This window comes from Paenibacillus cookii (genome assembly GCF_018333375.1).
Taxonomy (GTDB): domain Bacteria; phylum Bacillota; class Bacilli; order Paenibacillales; family Paenibacillaceae; genus Paenibacillus_AQ; species Paenibacillus_AQ cookii.
In genome coordinates this window covers 1-15,792 of the sequence record NZ_BORW01000011.1, presented here as the reverse complement: position 1 = coordinate 15,792, position 15,792 = coordinate 1, and the positions used below count along the sequence as shown (strand labels likewise).

Genomic DNA, 15,792 nt, shown 5'->3' with positions numbered 1-15,792 from the left:
CGGTTTCAAGCCCGTTATTTGGCGTTCCGGTCGTAACCCGCCTGCTTGATTTTCAGCCATTCCTGCAATCCGAGACGGTCCAGCTCTTTCAAATAGGCGTCCCATTCCTGATCGATGTTGCCGTTTTGGTACCATTCGGTCCGCTTCCGCTCCACGTAAGGGAACAAATCCGCCTGAATGGTCGACAGCCGATCCAAGTCTTCGATGGAAAAGAATACGTTCGGATACGTGTTTTCCGCCTTCATATGCGGCACCATCACGTCTTTCAGCAGTTTAAGCCGCCATGCGGCATCATCCGGCATCGTCGTATATTTGCCGTAATATTCGTCCAAAATGGCCAGCGGGCCGGCAATGCTCGTTTTTTGGCGAAGCTCGACCGGAGCCGTTCCTTTCAAAGGCAAATGTTTCAGCATTCCTTTGGCTTCATCGAATTCAAAAATATTTTGCTGGGTTTCGTCCCCGTAGGTTCCCCAGTTGTTCTGGACGGACTGCAAAGGATCATAGAGCTGGTCCACCCACTTGGCCGTTTCCTCCAAATGCTTGTTGCTGCTCGTAATGACCATCCGCCCGCGGTCCAGCCCGATGCCGTTCGTTCTGGTCACGTTGATTTCCCCGCTCGGGCCGGCCAGCGGCGGCATCAGGTCATACGTATCGTTCGCCCCGGTAATGTTGGCTTTGTCCCACGTAAAATACAAGCCGTAGCGGTGATCTTTGCCCTTGGCCAGATAAGTGTTCCAATCCTGCTGGAACGCCTCGATGTCGACCAGGCCCTCCCGATACAGCTCATGGATGAACTTGACCGCTTCTTTGTAACCGTCCTGCGCCGCCGTAAACACCACCTTGCCGTCATTCGTCACGACGGTGTGGTCCCAGTTCTCGCCAAGCCCGAAGGAGCCGTACAGGAATGCCAGGTCTTCGCCGCCCGGCTTATTAATGAAGGATAACGGGATTTCGTCCGCTTTTCCGTTGCCGTTCGGATCCTGCGTTTTGAAGGCGATCAGCACCTTTTTCAGCTCATCGGTCGTTTTGGGCATCTCGAGCCCCAGCTTTTTCAGCCATTCGACGTTGATCCACGGAAGATCGTCCACCGACTGGATGCGCTCCTTCCCGGAACCAAGCTCTTCGATCCACGGGAAGGAATAGATGTGCCCGTCCGGAGCGGTAATCATTTTTTTGTATTCCGGAGCCTGTTCGAGCACCTTTTTGAAATTCGGCATATGCTGCTCGATCAAATCGTCAAGCGGAATGATGACCCCGTCCTTTGCCAGTTTCAGCAGATCGTAGTCGCCGTAGCCGGCATCGAAAATCGCGTCGGGCAAATCGCCGCTCGCCACCGCCAAATTCCGTTTTTCGGCAAACACGTCGTTCGTGTAGTTTTTCCAATCGATATGAATGCCCGTTTTTTCTTCCAGCCGTTTGTTGATCAGCTTGTCGTTCGGATCGGCCGGCGCGAGCGCCGAGCTTTGCGTCAGGAAATGGAGCGTCACCTTGCCGTCTACCGGCTCCTTGCCTTCCCCTCCGCCCCCGCCGCAGCCCGATAGAAGCAGCAGCGCCGCCAAGGCGGAAAGGGACAACGTGTGGACCATCGCTTGCTTTCTTTTTAGCTTTTTCATCGTTATGACCTCCATAATGTAAGGAATGGATCATTGCCATGGATGTTCAGGCGGCCTTTACTTCAAGGAACCGACCAGGACACCTTTTTCGAAATATTTCTGAAAAAACGGGTACATCACAAGCAGCGGGAGACTGGAGATGACGATCGCCGAATATTTGATCATTTCCGACAGCCGTTTCAGCTCGTTCATGGCCAGTTGGTCGCTGATCATGCCCGGCGCCGCCTGATTTTGGATCAAAATCGAACGCAGCACCAGCTGCAGCGGATGCAGCTTCGCATCCTCCAAATAAATCATCGCGTCAAAATACGAATTCCATTGTCCGACGAAAGCATACAACGCCAGCACAAAAATGATCGGTTTGGACAACGGCAGCACGATCCGGAAAAAGATGCCGGCCTCCGAAGCGCCGTCGACGTTGGCCGCTTCCTTCAGCTCGTTGGGCACGCCTTTGAAAAAGGTACGCGACAGGATGATGTTCCACACGTTGACGGCGCCCGGAATGATGACGGCCCACACGGTGTTCAGCATGCCCAGCTGCTTGACGAGCAGGTATGTAGGAATCAGCCCGCCCCCGAAAAACATCGTGACCACGAACAAGGTCATAAAAAAACGGCGGCCGGCGAGTTGGGCATGGGAAAGCGCATATCCGGCAAATATCGAAACGGAAACGGTGACGACGGCAAACGCGGCGGAATACAAGACGGCGTTGCCGAACCCGCGCAGCATGGCCGGATTCTCCAGAATCTTTTTGTATCCGTCCAAGGTCCAATCCGAGAACCGAAAAGACAGTCCCTGATTCAGCAGCACGGTCGGATCCATAAACGAAGCGACGACGATGTACACCAAAGGCACGACGACAATCAGGACGGCCAGCGCCAGAAAAACGGCGTTGAGGGATAATAACAACCGGTCGAACCGGGAATGTTTGACGGCCATGACCTAAAACTCCTTCCTAGTAGAGGCCTTCGCCTTCATTCAGTTTTTTGACGATCAGGTTGACGGTAACGAGCAGCACGACGTTGATGACGGAATTGAACAGTCCGACCGCCGCGGAATACGCGTAATCGCCGGACTGCAAGCCGACCTTGTACACGTACGTGGCGATGATTTCCGAAGCCGGAAGGTTCATCGAGGTCTGCATGAGATAAGCCTTTTCGAACCCGATCGACATGATGCCGCCGGCCGCCAGAATAAACACGATCGCCATGATCGGCCGGATTGTCGGAAGATCGATATGCCTGATCCGCTGCAGCAGATTCGCACCGTCCAGGCCGGCCGCGTTGTGAAGCTCCGGATCGACGTTCGCCAGCGCCGCCACGTAAATGATCGACGCCCATCCGGCCCCCTGCCAAATATCCGACAAAATGTAAATCCACCTGAAATACTTCGGATCGGACATGAACATCAGCGGCTCTCCCGTGATCCACGCGAGAAGGTGGTTGATCGGGCCCGTCGGCGACAAAAAGATGAACAGCATGCCGACGATGACGACCACCGATATAAAGTTCGGGGCGTATAAAAAGAGCTGCACGTTCTTTTTCACGGACGCCCTGCGGATCTGGTTCAGCATCAGCGCGAGCAGGATCGGCACGGGAAAGCTGCATAAAAGGCCGAACAAGCTTAATTTAAGCGTATTCATAAAAATGACGTCGAAATTCGGCGAGGACAGAAACTTCTCGAAGTGCTTCCATCCCACCCATTCGCTTCCCATAATCCCCTTGATCGGGCTGAAATCCTTAAACGCGATGACGGCGCCGTACATCGGGACGTATTTGAAAATAAGGGTCAGTACGAGTGCCGGAGCGAGCAGAAGATAAAGAAAATAATGCTTTTTCATCCCATGAAGCACCCGTCCCGTGGAACTCCTCCGCCTCAGCGCCGCTCCCCTGCGATCGACTTCCACTGTGTTTTCCAAACGTTGACCTCCATTCTTTCAAGAAGTTGTGCATGCAGCAGGCCGAAAGTGCTTTCAAAGTTACAGATGTGAACTGCTGCCTTTACAATTTACCAAACGATTTTCCGATCCGTCAATAACCTTTGTAAATTTATTTTTGTGCAATTGACAATTTAAATTTGTTCATAAACGACTTAAATCAGCATGAAATGTAACAAATCAGCGGAAATAATCGCATTTCCAAGGAAACGTTCAACCCAAATATCCCACATCGCATTATGCATAATTCTATGATTTCGAACAAACTACGGTCATAAACACGCAAAGTATTTTCATGGTGTAAATGTAAATTAAAATTGTGCATTTGTAAAATCATCATTGCTATTTTAGCTAAACTATTATACATTTGACGTATATAAAAGAGAGAAGACGACGGGGATCGGACGCGGATAACCAAAACTATTAGAGGTGGAATCGTATACATGGCGAAAGAGAAAGTCACAATTCAAGATATAGCCGATGCGCTGGGCATTTCCAGGAACACGGCATCCAAAGCGCTGAACGGCAGCGGCAGCATTCCGAGCGAAACCCGGAACAAAGTCATCAAAAAAGCGATCGAGCTTAAATATAAGCAGTTTGCCTACATGGAATCCGAGAACCTTATCACCAAAAACCCGGGAAATATCGCGCTGCTCACCGCCAATATGCCGAGCAACTCCCACTTCGGCTCGCGGCTGATCAGCGGGCTCGAAAAAAGGATCAGCGCCGAAGGATACAACCTTTCGATCCATATCGTGCGCGATATTGAGCGGAGCGCCTTGCAGCTGCCGAACAATTTCGAGGCGTCCAAGGTGGACGGCATCATCTGCATCGAGCTGTTCGACATGGAATACAGCAAGTTGATCACGAGCCTCGGACTCCCGACTATTTTTATCGATTGCGCGGCCGACATGTCCTATCCTACCCTGCAGGCCGACTTGCTCCTGATGGAAAACGAGCATAGCACGTACGACGTGACGAAAACCTTGATAGCAAGCGGCTGCGGCTCCTTGGGCTTCATCGGCGACTACAACCACTGCAAAAGCTTCAACGAGCGCTGGGCAGGCTTCAACAGGGCGTTGGCCGAGGCGGGAATCCGGCTGGATGCCGGCCAATGCATCCTGAATCCGGACCGCGAGTTTTCTTCGGAATCGGATTGGATGGAGAAACGGCTCGGCCAAATCAAGGAGCTGCCGGACGCGTTCGTATGCGCGAACGATTTTATCGCGGTCAACGTCATGAAGGCTTTGAAAAACCGGAACGTTGCCGTGCCGGACGACATCGCGGTGGCCGGTTTCGACAATGCGCCGGAGTCCCGGATCGTCGAACCCCATCTCACCACGGTCCATATTTACAGCGACGAAATGGGGATCGCCGCGGCGAACATGCTGCTCTCCCGCATCAAGGAACCTTCCCAGCCTTACCAAGTGACGCACATCCAGACCACACCGATTTTGCGGGAGTCGACCGGGGCGACGGTGTAAGCAATACCCAAAAATACCAGTGACAGCGGGTGTTTATTTCATGCATCATGTCGCCGGCAAAGCCCTATGGCATCCCCTTTTTTGCTTTTTAGGAAGATTTTCATATGGCTTTGCCGGGAAAATGAAATATAATAAAAGGAACTTTCAAAAATAAACTGGGGGAACATCTATGACAACACCGCAAAAAAACCCAGCGGCACCGGGAAAAAACGACCGTTTTTCTTCGGCGGGGTTTATTCTAGCCGCCATCGGCAGCTCCGTGGGTCTCGGGAACATGTGGAAGTTTCCGTACATCACGGGCCAAAATGGCGGCGCAGCTTTTTTTCTGCTTTTTATCGTTTGCTTGATCATCATCGGCTTGCCCGTACTGTTGGCTGAATTGGCCATCGGACGGGCCGGCAGGGGCAGCGCGGCGACCTCCTTCGTCAATGCCGGCGGCTCCAAAATCTTCGGCCGTCTCGGCCTGCTGCAAATCATCGCCCCGTTCCTGATCCTGACCTTCTACGTCATCGTGGCGGGTTGGACGCTTCATTACGCGGTACAATCGTTCAGCGGGCAATTGTACAACAGCACGGATTTCGAAGGGGAATTTAGCGGCTTCATCGGCGGTTATATGCCGGTCATCTGGCAGATCATCGCCATTGCGATCACGGGTTTTGTCGTGGTTAAAGGGATTTCCGGAGGCATCGAAAAATTCAACAAAATCCTCATTCCCGGCATGATCATTTTGCTGATCGTGATGATGATCCGGGCCGTCACCCTGCCGGGTGCGGGCGAAGGCGTGGAATTTTTCCTGAAACCCGATTTTTCCAAATTAACGACCGAATCCGCTTTGGTCGCGCTTGGACATGCCTTCTTCTCTTTGTCGCTGGGCATGGGGATTTTGCTGACGTACGGCGCTTACGTGGACAAGCGTCAATCGCTCGGGGCGGCGACGATCGCGATCGGGGCAGGCGACCTGATTTACGCCTTCGTTGCCGGGCTCATCATTTTCCCGACGACCGCTTCCTTTGGGATCGCGCCCAACTCCGGGCCAAGCCTCGTATTTATCGCCCTGCCGGCCGCCTTTTCGGCCATGCCGTTCGGCGCGTTTTTCGGGGGACTGTTTTTCATTCTGCTGGCGATCGCGGCGCTGACGTCGGCGGTATCGCTGCTGGAGGTTCCCGTCTTGTTTGCGATGGACCGCTGGGGCTGGAGCCGCATGAAGTCGGTGCTGATCATCTCGGTGCTCGTGCTGCTGGTCGGCCTTCCTTCGGCCTTGTCCTTCGGCATCGTGCCTGCCTTTACGCACATGGGCAGCAAGAACTTTTTCGACTGGCTCGATTTTATCGCCTCCAACATCCTGCTTCCGGTAGGCGGATTGATCACCACGCTGTTTGCGGGATACTTCTGGAAAAACGCCGCGGACGCGGCCGGACTCAAAGCCGGATGGTTCCGGGTATGGCTGTTCACGCTCCGGTACATCGCGCCGATCCTTGTCGTTCTCGTGCTTCTGCACACGACCGGCGTCATCAAGTTCAAATAAGGGAACGTCTCTCGAGATACCATCTTCGCATGCGTATCGCATAACAAGGGTAAAAAAAGAAAGGCAATCTCCCGGTCTGTCTTGGACAGCACCGCGGAGATTGCCTTTTTTTCATTTGTAGAATTACTTCACGCTGCTTTTCCAGTCGGCCGCAAATTTGACGAGGCCTTGGTCGGTCAGCGGGTGTTTCGCCAGCTGCGCAATGACGGAGAACGGCACCGTCGCGATGTGGGCGCCCGCCATCGCTACGCGGGTAACATGGTCCGGATGACGGACCGATGCGGCGATGATTTGCGTGTCGAGGTTATGGGTGCGGAACAGCTGCGCGATTTTGTCCACCAGCAGCACGCCGTCTTCCGAAATGTCATCGAGCCGGCCCAGGAAAGGCGATACGTACGTTGCTCCGGCACGGGCCGCAAGCAGCGCCTGATTGACCGTAAAGATCAGGGTAACGTTCGTTTTGACGCCTTTCCGGGACAGATAACGGCAGGCTTCCAGACCCGCCAGGGTCATCGGCAGCTTGATCGTGATTTTCGGATCGTTGCCGTTGATTTTGATCAATTCGTTGGCCTGCGCGATCATCTCTTCGGCGGTTTCCGCATCCGGCGTCACTTCGGCGGACACCGATTCGACCTCAGGAACGGCCTGGCAAATTTCGGCGATGCGGTCCTCGAATTTGACGCCTTCTTTGGCGACCAGGGACGGGTTCGTCGTCACGCCGGACAACACCCCGATTTTGTAGGCGGATTGGATGTCCTGCAAATTGGCGGTATCAATAAAAAACTTCATGAAATGCAACCTCCCGAAAATGTTTTTTTATCGTTTTTTGTTGGATTAGGTGATCCGTTTTGCCTTAATCAGCTGGCCGTGACATGCTCAACGGGCTGCTTCCGCGCCTCTGCGGCATTTGCCGCCTCCTGTTCGGACGGTTCGTCGAACCACCAGTGGAAACCGTCCTGGGCAAGCAGCTCGTTGGCTGCCTCCGGACCGTGGGAACCTGCGGGATACGGATAAAGCGGCACTTCGCCCGCTTCAAACGCTTCAAGGATCGGCTGAACCCACTGCCAGGACAAATCGACCTCATCCGAATGCACGAAAAACGTTGAATCGCCGTTCAGCGCGTCATGAATCAGCGTTTCGTAAGCCTCCTGCGCTTCTGCGCGGTCCGGGAACATGTCGATATGAACCGGCTTGAATTCGCCTTTATGATGCGGGTCTTTCGTATTCAGCTGCAGCGTGATGCCTTCGTTCGGACCGATCTCGAACACCAGCAGGTTCGGCACGCTCGAATCCTCCGCGGAAGCCGAGGAGCGGAGCGGCTCCTTGAATTCGATCACGATCCGCGTGTTTTTCGATTTCAGGCGTTTGCCCGTCCGGATATAAAACGGCACGCCCCTCCAGTAATAATTGTCGATGTTCAGCTTGGCCGCGATAAACGTATCGTTCGTCGAATCGGGCGAAATGCCCGGCTCGGAAGTATACCCTGGCACCGGCTTGCCCTGGATGGATCCCGCCGTATATTGGCCGCGCACGATGCGCGTGTGCACGTCCTGTCTGGCCAGCGGCTCCAAAGCTTCCAGCACGTTCTTTTTCTTCAGTCGGATATCTTCGGCCGTCGCGTTGCTGTTCGAAACATGAATCGACAACATCATAAGCAGCTGGAGCATATGGTTTTGGAACATGTCCCGAATGGCCCCCGCCTTGTCGTAATAACCGGCGCGGTCTTCCACACCGACCGTTTCGTCGGCCGTGATCTGGACGTTCGCGATGTAGCGGCTGGTCCACAGCGCCTGAATGACGGGATTCGCCTGTTTGAGCGCTTCAAGCCGCTGGACCATCGGTTTGCCGAGGTAATGGTCGATCCGGTAAATCTCGTCCTCGGTAAACGCCTGGCTGAGTTGGCTGTCGAGCTCCCGCGCCGAAGCCAGGTCATGCCCGAAGGGCTTCTCGATGACGAGCCTTTTCCAGCCCGTGACGCTGCCCAGGCCGCTCTGCTCGATTTGGGACGCGACCGTGCCGAAGAAGTCCGGGGCGACGGACAAATAAAACAAGCGGTTGGCCGCTCCTTCCTGTTCCTTCTCCCAGCGCTCCACCCGTTCCTTCAACTGAACAAAATGCTCCCCGCGGTCGATATGCAGGACATGAAAGCCGAACAAACCCAAAAAAGCTTGCAGCGTGTCGCCTTCTTGGACCTCCAGACGGTAAAAATCATGCAGCGACTGCTGGACGTGCGCGCGGAACGTCTCGTCGTTCAGCTCTTTTCGCCCAAGTCCAATCACGGAAAAAGACGCAGGCAGTTTTCCATGGATATATAAATGATATAAAGCCGGGTAGATTTTGCGCTTGGCCAAATCCCCGGTGGCTCCAAACAATACGAAAGTGGTAGGATTCATTTCGATTTTCTCCCTCCTTCAGAGCTTTGGGACGAGGGTGAAGACTTCGCCGGTTCCACTCTGGTTTCTATGTCTTGGATTCACTATAATACAAATAAGTACCATACACGTAATTGATATATTTCTGAGGAGATATAGATCATGTCTATGACTAATAATTATGAGCTGTATAAGGTATTTTATTGGGCGGCCAAAACGGGGAGCCTGACGCAAGCGGCCAAGGCGTTGTACTTGACCCAGCCCAGCGTCAGCCATGCCATCAAGCAGCTGGAGGAGCGGGTCGGCCTCACGCTTTTTTACCGCAACGCCAAAGGCGTGTCGCTGACGCAGGAAGGCAAAATTCTTTTTTCGTATATCGAGCAGTCCCAAATTCTCATTTCGTTGGCCGAAGAAAAAATGGAAGCGCTCAAAAGCCTCGAAAGCGGCGAGCTTCGCATCGGCGGCAGCGATTCGTTGTTCAAGCATTACCTCCTCCCGTATCTGGAAGACTTTCACGTGCGTTATCCGGGCATCAAGCTGCATTTGAAGCACGGCACGACGCCGGAGGTCATCTCCTACCTGAAGGAGGGCCGGATCGACCTCGGGGTCGTGCGGATGCCGATCGTGGACGCTCAACTGGAGGTGACCGAAAGCACCGAACTTCAGGACTGCTTCGTCGCCGGCGAACGGTATGCGGAGCTGGGCGGGCAGACGTTGACGATGGAAGAACTGATGAAATATCCGATCATTTTATTTTCGCGCAACAGCCGGGTCCGAATGGCGATCAACGAGTTGTTCGAAAAATACGGCCACGAGCTGAAGCCAGACATCGAGGTCGGCAGCGTCGACCTGCTCATCGAGTTTGCCCGCAGGGGGCTCGGCATTTCTTACGTCACGCGGGAATTCGTGGCCAAGGAGTTGAAGGAAGGTTCGCTGTTCGAGGTCAAGCTGGACGTCGAAATCCCGCCCTCCAAAGTCGGGATCATGGTCATGCGCAACCTCCCGATTTCCGCGGCGGCAACCAAATTCATCGAAATGGTGCCGTAAACAAGTCGCCCCGTCGCGGCAGTCACGTCTTTTTCTTACTCGTGTATTGAATATTGGGCGAAATTTTTATATAGGGGAACTCACGCCGTCCGTAAATTAAGAAAGGCAGCCGGCCAAAAAATAGGGCCGGCTGCCTTCAACTCTCTATAGTGCGTTATCGTCGTTGCGTTATCGTTCCCGTGAGCCTCATGCCGCATACGGGTGATTCTCAGGGGCGTTTCATTATTCGTTCGCGACGGCATTCTAATCTACGAAACAAGGTCATCTAACCGTCTGGTAAACGAGACCAATGGCCCCGGAATCAAAAGTTTTGTATTCGATAAGTTTAAGATTGATCTTCTCTTTGATGCCTTGGAATAACCGCAATTCGCTTCCGACCAGGACAGGAGAAACCGTGATTTTGTACTAATCAATTATATCCAGCCCCATAAGGTAGTGGGCAAACCTAGGACTGCCGAGGATGACCATGTCTCTGCCTGGCTGCTGTTTAAGGTTCATGATCTCTTCTTTCACATTATGTTTCACCAGCCTGGAATTGTTCCACTCGACTTTCTCCAGCGTTGTGGAGAAAACGATTTTATGTGTCTTATCGATCCACTCGGCATGTTCCAGTTCATGCTGCGAAGCTGACGGGTTCGATGGCACGGACGGCCAGTAACCGTACATCATCTGATAAGTCCCGCGTCCCCAAATGACCGTGTCGGCAGTACTCAGAATTTCTTTCGCGTGTTTTTCCAAATCGGCATCGTAGGAAACCCAGCCAATGTCCATTTCGCCGTTTGGCCCCTCTACAAACCCGTCAAGCGATGAATGCAAAAATAAAATAAGTTTTCTTTTGATGGAATTCCCTCACCAGAAACACCTTGTTTAATCAAAATTGTCCATCCTGTCCTTGACCCTAAACAAAACTTAAAATATCATCCATAATGTCACCATTTAAATGCTGAAGGTAATGATACTGTGCTATTAATCGATCATCCAAGAAAACAATATAGGGCTTACATTGGTTATCCATATTCAATAAATAACAAGCGGTCTATTCGGTACTAGGTTACCTAAAATACCTGTCACAAATATTAAATGAGGGTAGCCTGTTAATTAAACAAGCCACCCTCTAGTTATCATTGCATATTCTTTACATAATTCTCTAACAATAAATCAAAGTTAGGAAAATCATCGGTTATTTCCTTTTGTTCATAAAGCTTAGTATCTCCTGTATTGAAGTCTATTACTTCAATATCTATTTTTTTTGAACTCCAAACAGTAATTCTTCCCATAGAACTATCTGATACATGGTCAACACTTAGGCTAGGGTCAGGTGAACCTTCTACAGAATAAGTTAAATCATCTAACTTGATACCTAGCCCCTCAAGTTTTTTCTCGTTTTGAGATAACCATTCCTTTAGTAAAGTTAACATTTTACTTCATCCTTATCGTTCGTATATTAGTAGCGGATGGCATTTGTGGTATTGGTAGACCTTTTTTAACTGCTAAACGCCCTTCTAAACTGTTTGGTCCTATAATTTTTGCCCATCCTTCATTAGTTGGCTTCAAAGATGATAATGGAACATCAAATTCAGCGTACACACTTCCTGGTTTTGCTTGTTTTCCAAAAGCACTAGGATTAGATGGGTGGGCTACATGGGTAGTACCAGAATAACTTTCTTGTACTTTGCCTGTTTTAGTCATTTTTGAAAGTTCATCTTCTGACATCCATCTACCAACTGTAGTTTTACCTTCTCCTTTACCCTTAGGAATATCTAAAAATGTACTTAATGAAAGGATGGCAATTTATTCGACCGCCAACCCCATTTGATTAACTAGCTAATGTTTTTGATTGATCTGGAATGATATAAGCCGTCTTATTTTTCATCATACCATAGATTATTCTGACTAATCTTCTCATAATGCAAAGAAGGGCTTGAGACTTGGATTTTCCTTCTTTTAGCTTCTGATTGTAATAAGCGTAAAACACTGGGTTACGAGGAATTTTACTTCCTTTACATACTTGTACTTGTTGGACAGCTAGGTTGTAAAAGGTATCGTATGGCTTTCGATTGCCCTGTTTTGTTTTTTTCATCGTTTCCTTACCGGCCGAACTCATTCTGATAGGGGCTATTCCTGCATATCTTGCGAGTTTATCAGAGTCATATAAAATGAACTGTTCGTCACTGGGTAGCCCCACCAACCAAAAAGAAACCTTGAAAGGCATAAAGCCAATCAAGGTAGAGAAAGCACTTATTTTTCAGAGGTCAGGTTAAATGTTATTTTTTTCGCACAAACATAACATCCAAAATCATCGGGATAATCTTCGGGGGCAAAAGCAAAAATGCTATACCCTTGTTCCACCTGAAATTTCTTGTTTAGTATTATTGCCTTTTCCCCTTCTAAAATAGAAAGTACTTGTCTTGAAGTATCCGTCTTCCATTCAATTGGCAAAGATACAAAGAAGATATCTTCAAAAACTATCTCTATGTCATGCATATTAGAAATATCGATGCTACCTATGATGGTCAGCTTTTGTTTATCGTATTGCAATACTTCAAAGTCTAACCATAGTTGGCTTCTAATGAACGTGTTAATATCTTCAACAACTTTTTTAGTCTCTAATGTCTCCATTTTGTCACCCTCTACTTAAGTTGAATATGTGTATCTGCGGCAGCTTGAGCATTATAGGACGGGTTCTGAGGTTTTAAGCTACTTGTAGAATGCCAGTTACCATTCGAATCCATATACTCCCAACCCCTTCCTTGACCATTTGCATCTGTGCCTTGTTCACGCCTTGCTACTCGATAGATGTCTCCTTGCTTCCCGTATTTAGGGTCAGCAGGATGAATCCGAACTTCATAATCATATCCATCTTGAGACCATTTTTCTTTGAAATTACTTGGTGCTTTGTCAAGCCCTTGCCGTTTTAAGGCAGTGTTCAGATAATCATTCGGATTAGTTGAACTACTGAGTTTAGCACCATTTCCCGTCCCCTTATTCACTACATTACTCACATTTAAATATTTCGGAGTAAAGTAACTTTTATTCGAGGCAGCCTTAACAGGGAAATTGTTTAAACTATTTTTGACAACAATTTTACTAGGACTGCTGACTTTATAAGGTCCTGACGAAAGCTTGGTGGTTATATTTGTAACCCTTATTGATCCAACGCCTCCGCCGCGTTCACCACCACCGCCAAAATTTCTGGCTCCTCCAGAACCTCCACGAAAGTCAAAGAGGCGCCCCGCATGCCCACTCGGATCCACATAACTCAACGGATTATTCGCAACATACGTATACAAATACAACGAAAGCGGATCGGACAGTTCGCCTTTATACGTATCCTCACCCATAAACCGTGCCGTTCCAGGGTCATACCATCTCGCCCGCAGATATTGTAGTCCTGTTGTATTGTCCCAATATTCACCTGAATTACGCAGCACATTCGGGACTGTTTCTTCCTCGGTAAGCGGACCGCCCCAGATGTCATAGGTATAGCTGTTCAGCGTATTTCCGTCAGCATCCACCAATCCAATGACATCCCCATGGCCGTTCAGCTGGTAATATTGGAGTTTTCCGGTTTTCTTGTCGAGTCGTGACTTGAGTTCTCCGTTCAGGTCGTAGACATAAATGTAAGTTGTCTCCGGTTTGCCGGATGCGGAAACACTGGCTTCGGCAATCAGCTTGGCTTCGTCGTCATAATAATAACGGGTTGTTTCATCACCTTCAGTTCGTTCGTATAGCAGTCCATCTCCATCATAGCGATAGGTTACCTTTTTTCCTTCCCCCTGAACCTGCGTCAGTCTGTTTTGGCTGTCATAGGTATACTCGGCATTTTTAAGTCCATAAATTTTCCCGCTGCCATGGTCCACGCGGTTGCCGTTTGCATTATAGGAATATGTTTCGTTCTGGCTGCCGGATTCGCTTTTGATCCGGTTTAACGGATCGTACGTATATTGATCGGTTTTGCCGTTTTGAGTTCGTGAAATGATGTTTTTGTTATTGTCATACGTATATCCGAATTGGTGCTGCGTTTTGCCGTTCTGTTGAATCTGCATTCCGGATAAGTCATAACCGTTATAATCGTATCCTGTCCGTAAACCGTTGCCGAAAGATTGACCTTTCAGCATACTGTTGGCGCTGTAGTCGAATGTCATTCGATCCAGCGGGGACGCCGCTGCCGCTCTTAATCCGCTGACTCCCGAGCCTACCGTAACGTCCATGGCAATGACCCGGTTCATGTTATCCAGTTCACTGCGTACCTGTAAAGCTGCATCTTTGGACCCCGTTACAGAATAGCCGATTCGCTGCTGCTTGTTATTTTCATAATCGATTCGTGTCCCGTCCGGGTAACTCAAGCTTTGCAGCATTCCGTTCGCAGCCGAGTAATTGTATGAAGTGGTGCCATGTTCATCCGTCATTGATTTTCTGCGACCCATATTATCATACGTATAGGTTACCGAAATATCTGGACCTTTGATGCCTGTCAACATATCTTCGTTGGAATAGGTATATTCGGTCGTACGGCCTTGTCTGTCAATCAGTTTGACCAAATTGCTGCGTTGATCATAGAAATAAGTTGTTGTCTGTCTTTTGGAATCCGTTTCCTTGATTAACCGCCCCAATTCATCATGTTGCTTGAACACGGTCTCATTGGTCGGCAACATGATGCTCGTCAAATTACTTGTTTTGCTGTACATATAACGGAAAACACGTTGATCCGGAGTCGTGACGGTTGATATATTTCCAAGCGCGTCGTACGTGTACTGAGTACGCTGCCCATTACCATCAATTACAGCCGTAACGTCGCCAGCTAAATCATATTCCCGTTTTTCTAAAGGTGTAAATGCACCATTTTTCCATTCTTCCGTTGCCAGCGGGCGGCCAAGCAAATCCCTTTTTTCTCTGATTTTATTTCCTGCCGCATCCGTATAGGTTGTCGTACGTTCCACGACATTATAAGTAACGTTACTGCTTGTACCATCAGCGTAATTCGTTTGGGTCAAGCGCCCAAAAGCATCAGTGTCATATTTAGTTATATTGTTTTCCGCATCCGTTGAGGACGTGATATTCCCTTCATTATCATACGTATACTTGTAGACAGAATCGGCTGTTTGTTCTTCCGCAAGCAAGCCAAAGGGATTATATTGTTCTTTGGTTATGATACCGTCTGGAGCGGTACGGGTAATTCGGTTGTTGAAATCGTCATAAGCAGTGGTAGCTTGGGTTCTATCCTTAAAAAGGATTTTGGTCACTCTGCCACCAGCATCGTATTCATAAGTTTGTTTCTGTCCAGAACCGTCCGTTAGCGTTTGGAGCTGTCCAGCCGAAGTATAGTCATGTACAATAATGGAACGGGAGCTCGGCAAATAGCTTCCCTCGCTTACTCTCCGTCCCATCCGGATTGTAAATGACATAATCGAATTTGTCCTTGGTAGATCCGTTACTTGAAATTGACTTCTGGGTATTTCCAATATTCGTAAATCGATAGCTTTCCCCTTGATTTATTGTCACTCGAGCAAAAGCGGGCTCGTCACTCACTTCACCTCTGAAATACTGAGTTGGCATTGCTACAACAACAGGTTCAGGCCCAGTTCCCGTTAAGATGATTTCTTCACCTTTAGGAACACTTGGTGTTCCGTTAGCTTCAAAATTAGCCGTACGTAAATCGCCATTCTCTTTATAAATGACATAATCAAATAATCCTGAATTTCGAAAGTACTGCTCTTTGAAAATATGAAAAAGTGCTCAAATCTTTGGTAGAATGGTGTTTGTCGAGAACACATCACCCAAAGAGAGGAGCACCCTTAAGGTGAAGTCTACCACA

At 49.5% G+C, this 15,792-nt stretch carries 12 protein-coding genes and 2 pseudogenes; 3 read left to right on the top strand and 11 right to left on the bottom strand.

Going from position 1 to position 15,792, the window contains the following annotated elements; genetic code table 11:
• Positions 1–14 precede the first annotated feature (14 nt).
• Genes KI367_RS12260 through KI367_RS12250 form a run of 3 tightly spaced genes read right to left on the bottom strand, consistent with a single transcriptional unit; the run spans position 15 to position 3,453 of the window.
• A complete protein-coding gene (locus KI367_RS12260; RefSeq protein WP_212949956.1) occupies positions 15–1,613 on the bottom strand; it encodes an ABC transporter substrate-binding protein in 1,599 nt (532 codons plus the stop codon).
• A gap of 57 nt (positions 1,614–1,670) precedes the next feature.
• Entirely contained in the window at positions 1,671–2,552 is an 882-nt protein-coding gene (locus KI367_RS12255; protein ID WP_212949954.1) for a carbohydrate ABC transporter permease, read from the bottom strand.
• 16 nt (positions 2,553–2,568) lie between these two features.
• Complete coding sequence (locus tag KI367_RS12250; RefSeq protein WP_212950118.1) at positions 2,569–3,453, bottom strand: ABC transporter permease; 885 nt, start codon at positions 3,451–3,453, stop codon at positions 2,569–2,571.
• Positions 3,454–3,992: 539 nt separating this feature from the next.
• Here KI367_RS12250 and KI367_RS12245 point away from each other — a divergent pair.
• Together KI367_RS12245 and KI367_RS12240 are read left to right on the top strand one after the other, a co-directional pair.
• Positions 3,993–5,033 carry a LacI family DNA-binding transcriptional regulator gene (locus KI367_RS12245; RefSeq protein WP_212949952.1) on the top strand — a complete coding sequence of 347 codons (1,041 nt, stop codon included), beginning with the start codon at positions 3,993–3,995 and terminating at the stop codon, positions 5,031–5,033.
• A 169-nt stretch (positions 5,034–5,202) separates the two neighbouring features.
• The gene (locus KI367_RS12240) at positions 5,203–6,558 is read left to right on the top strand and encodes a sodium-dependent transporter (RefSeq protein WP_212949950.1); all 1,356 of its coding nucleotides are present in this window, start codon (positions 5,203–5,205) and stop codon (positions 6,556–6,558) included.
• Between the two features lie 123 nt (positions 6,559–6,681).
• On the opposite strand, the gene fsa is transcribed toward KI367_RS12240, so the two are convergent.
• Together fsa and zwf are read right to left on the bottom strand one after the other, a co-directional pair.
• Positions 6,682–7,347 (bottom strand): fructose-6-phosphate aldolase, encoded by a 666-nt coding sequence (fsa, locus tag KI367_RS12235; protein WP_036707271.1) that lies wholly within the window; start codon positions 7,345–7,347, stop codon positions 6,682–6,684.
• A 68-nt stretch (positions 7,348–7,415) separates the two neighbouring features.
• Positions 7,416–8,951 (bottom strand): glucose-6-phosphate dehydrogenase, encoded by a 1,536-nt coding sequence (zwf, locus tag KI367_RS12230; RefSeq protein ID WP_212949949.1) that lies wholly within the window; start codon positions 8,949–8,951, stop codon positions 7,416–7,418.
• 147 nt (positions 8,952–9,098) lie between these two features.
• Here zwf and KI367_RS12225 point away from each other — a divergent pair, with 147 nt between their 5' ends.
• Positions 9,099–9,977, top strand: a complete 879-nt coding sequence (locus KI367_RS12225) for a LysR family transcriptional regulator (RefSeq protein ID WP_212950116.1) — start codon at positions 9,099–9,101, stop codon at positions 9,975–9,977.
• A 261-nt stretch (positions 9,978–10,238) separates the two neighbouring features.
• On the opposite strand, the pseudogene KI367_RS12220 reads toward KI367_RS12225, so the two are convergent.
• The 6 genes and pseudogenes from KI367_RS12220 to KI367_RS12195 all read right to left on the bottom strand — a co-directional run bounded on the left by KI367_RS12220 (position 10,239) and on the right by KI367_RS12195 (position 15,382).
• Positions 10,239–10,817: pseudogene (locus KI367_RS12220) on the bottom strand (dihydrofolate reductase family protein).
• A gap of 281 nt (positions 10,818–11,098) precedes the next feature.
• Positions 11,099–11,395 (bottom strand): immunity protein TriTu family protein, encoded by a 297-nt coding sequence (locus tag KI367_RS12215; protein ID WP_212949947.1) that lies wholly within the window; start codon positions 11,393–11,395, stop codon positions 11,099–11,101.
• Between the two features lies 1 nt (position 11,396).
• Complete coding sequence (locus KI367_RS12210) at positions 11,397–11,735, bottom strand: TreTu family toxin (protein WP_444544267.1); 339 nt, start codon at positions 11,733–11,735, stop codon at positions 11,397–11,399.
• A gap of 58 nt (positions 11,736–11,793) precedes the next feature.
• Positions 11,794–12,126, bottom strand: a pseudogene (locus KI367_RS12205) (transposase); the annotation flags it as partial.
• An 89-nt stretch (positions 12,127–12,215) separates the two neighbouring features.
• On the bottom strand, positions 12,216–12,596 hold the full coding sequence (locus tag KI367_RS12200; RefSeq protein ID WP_212949943.1) for a hypothetical protein: 381 nt from the start codon (positions 12,594–12,596) through the stop codon (positions 12,216–12,218).
• Positions 12,597–12,607: 11 nt separating this feature from the next.
• Positions 12,608–15,382: an RHS repeat-associated core domain-containing protein gene (locus KI367_RS12195; protein WP_212949941.1), complete on the bottom strand. Its 2,775-nt coding sequence runs from the start codon at positions 15,380–15,382 to the stop codon at positions 12,608–12,610.
• Positions 15,383–15,792 lie beyond the last annotated feature (410 nt).

Coding starts and splice junctions, on each gene's coding strand:
- KI367_RS12255 (WP_212949954.1), bottom strand. CDS start 2,552: ATGGCCGTCAAACATTCCCGGTTCGACCGGTTGTTATTATCCCTCAAC.
- zwf (WP_212949949.1), bottom strand. CDS start 8,951: ATGAATCCTACCACTTTCGTATTGTTTGGAGCCACCGGGGATTTGGCC.
- KI367_RS12225 (WP_212950116.1), top strand. CDS start 9,099: ATGACTAATAATTATGAGCTGTATAAGGTATTTTATTGGGCGGCCAAA.
- KI367_RS12215 (WP_212949947.1), bottom strand. CDS start 11,395: ATGTTAACTTTACTAAAGGAATGGTTATCTCAAAACGAGAAAAAACTT.
- KI367_RS12250 (WP_212950118.1), bottom strand. CDS start 3,453: ATGAAAAAGCATTATTTTCTTTATCTTCTGCTCGCTCCGGCACTCGTA.
- fsa (WP_036707271.1), bottom strand. CDS start 7,347: ATGAAGTTTTTTATTGATACCGCCAATTTGCAGGACATCCAATCCGCC.
- KI367_RS12195 (WP_212949941.1), bottom strand. CDS start 15,382: ATGTCATTTACAATCCGGATGGGACGGAGAGTAAGCGAGGGAAGCTAT.
- KI367_RS12260 (WP_212949956.1), bottom strand. CDS start 1,613: ATGAAAAAGCTAAAAAGAAAGCAAGCGATGGTCCACACGTTGTCCCTT.
- KI367_RS12240 (WP_212949950.1), top strand. CDS start 5,203: ATGACAACACCGCAAAAAAACCCAGCGGCACCGGGAAAAAACGACCGT.
- KI367_RS12245 (WP_212949952.1), top strand. CDS start 3,993: ATGGCGAAAGAGAAAGTCACAATTCAAGATATAGCCGATGCGCTGGGC.
- KI367_RS12200 (WP_212949943.1), bottom strand. CDS start 12,596: ATGGAGACATTAGAGACTAAAAAAGTTGTTGAAGATATTAACACGTTC.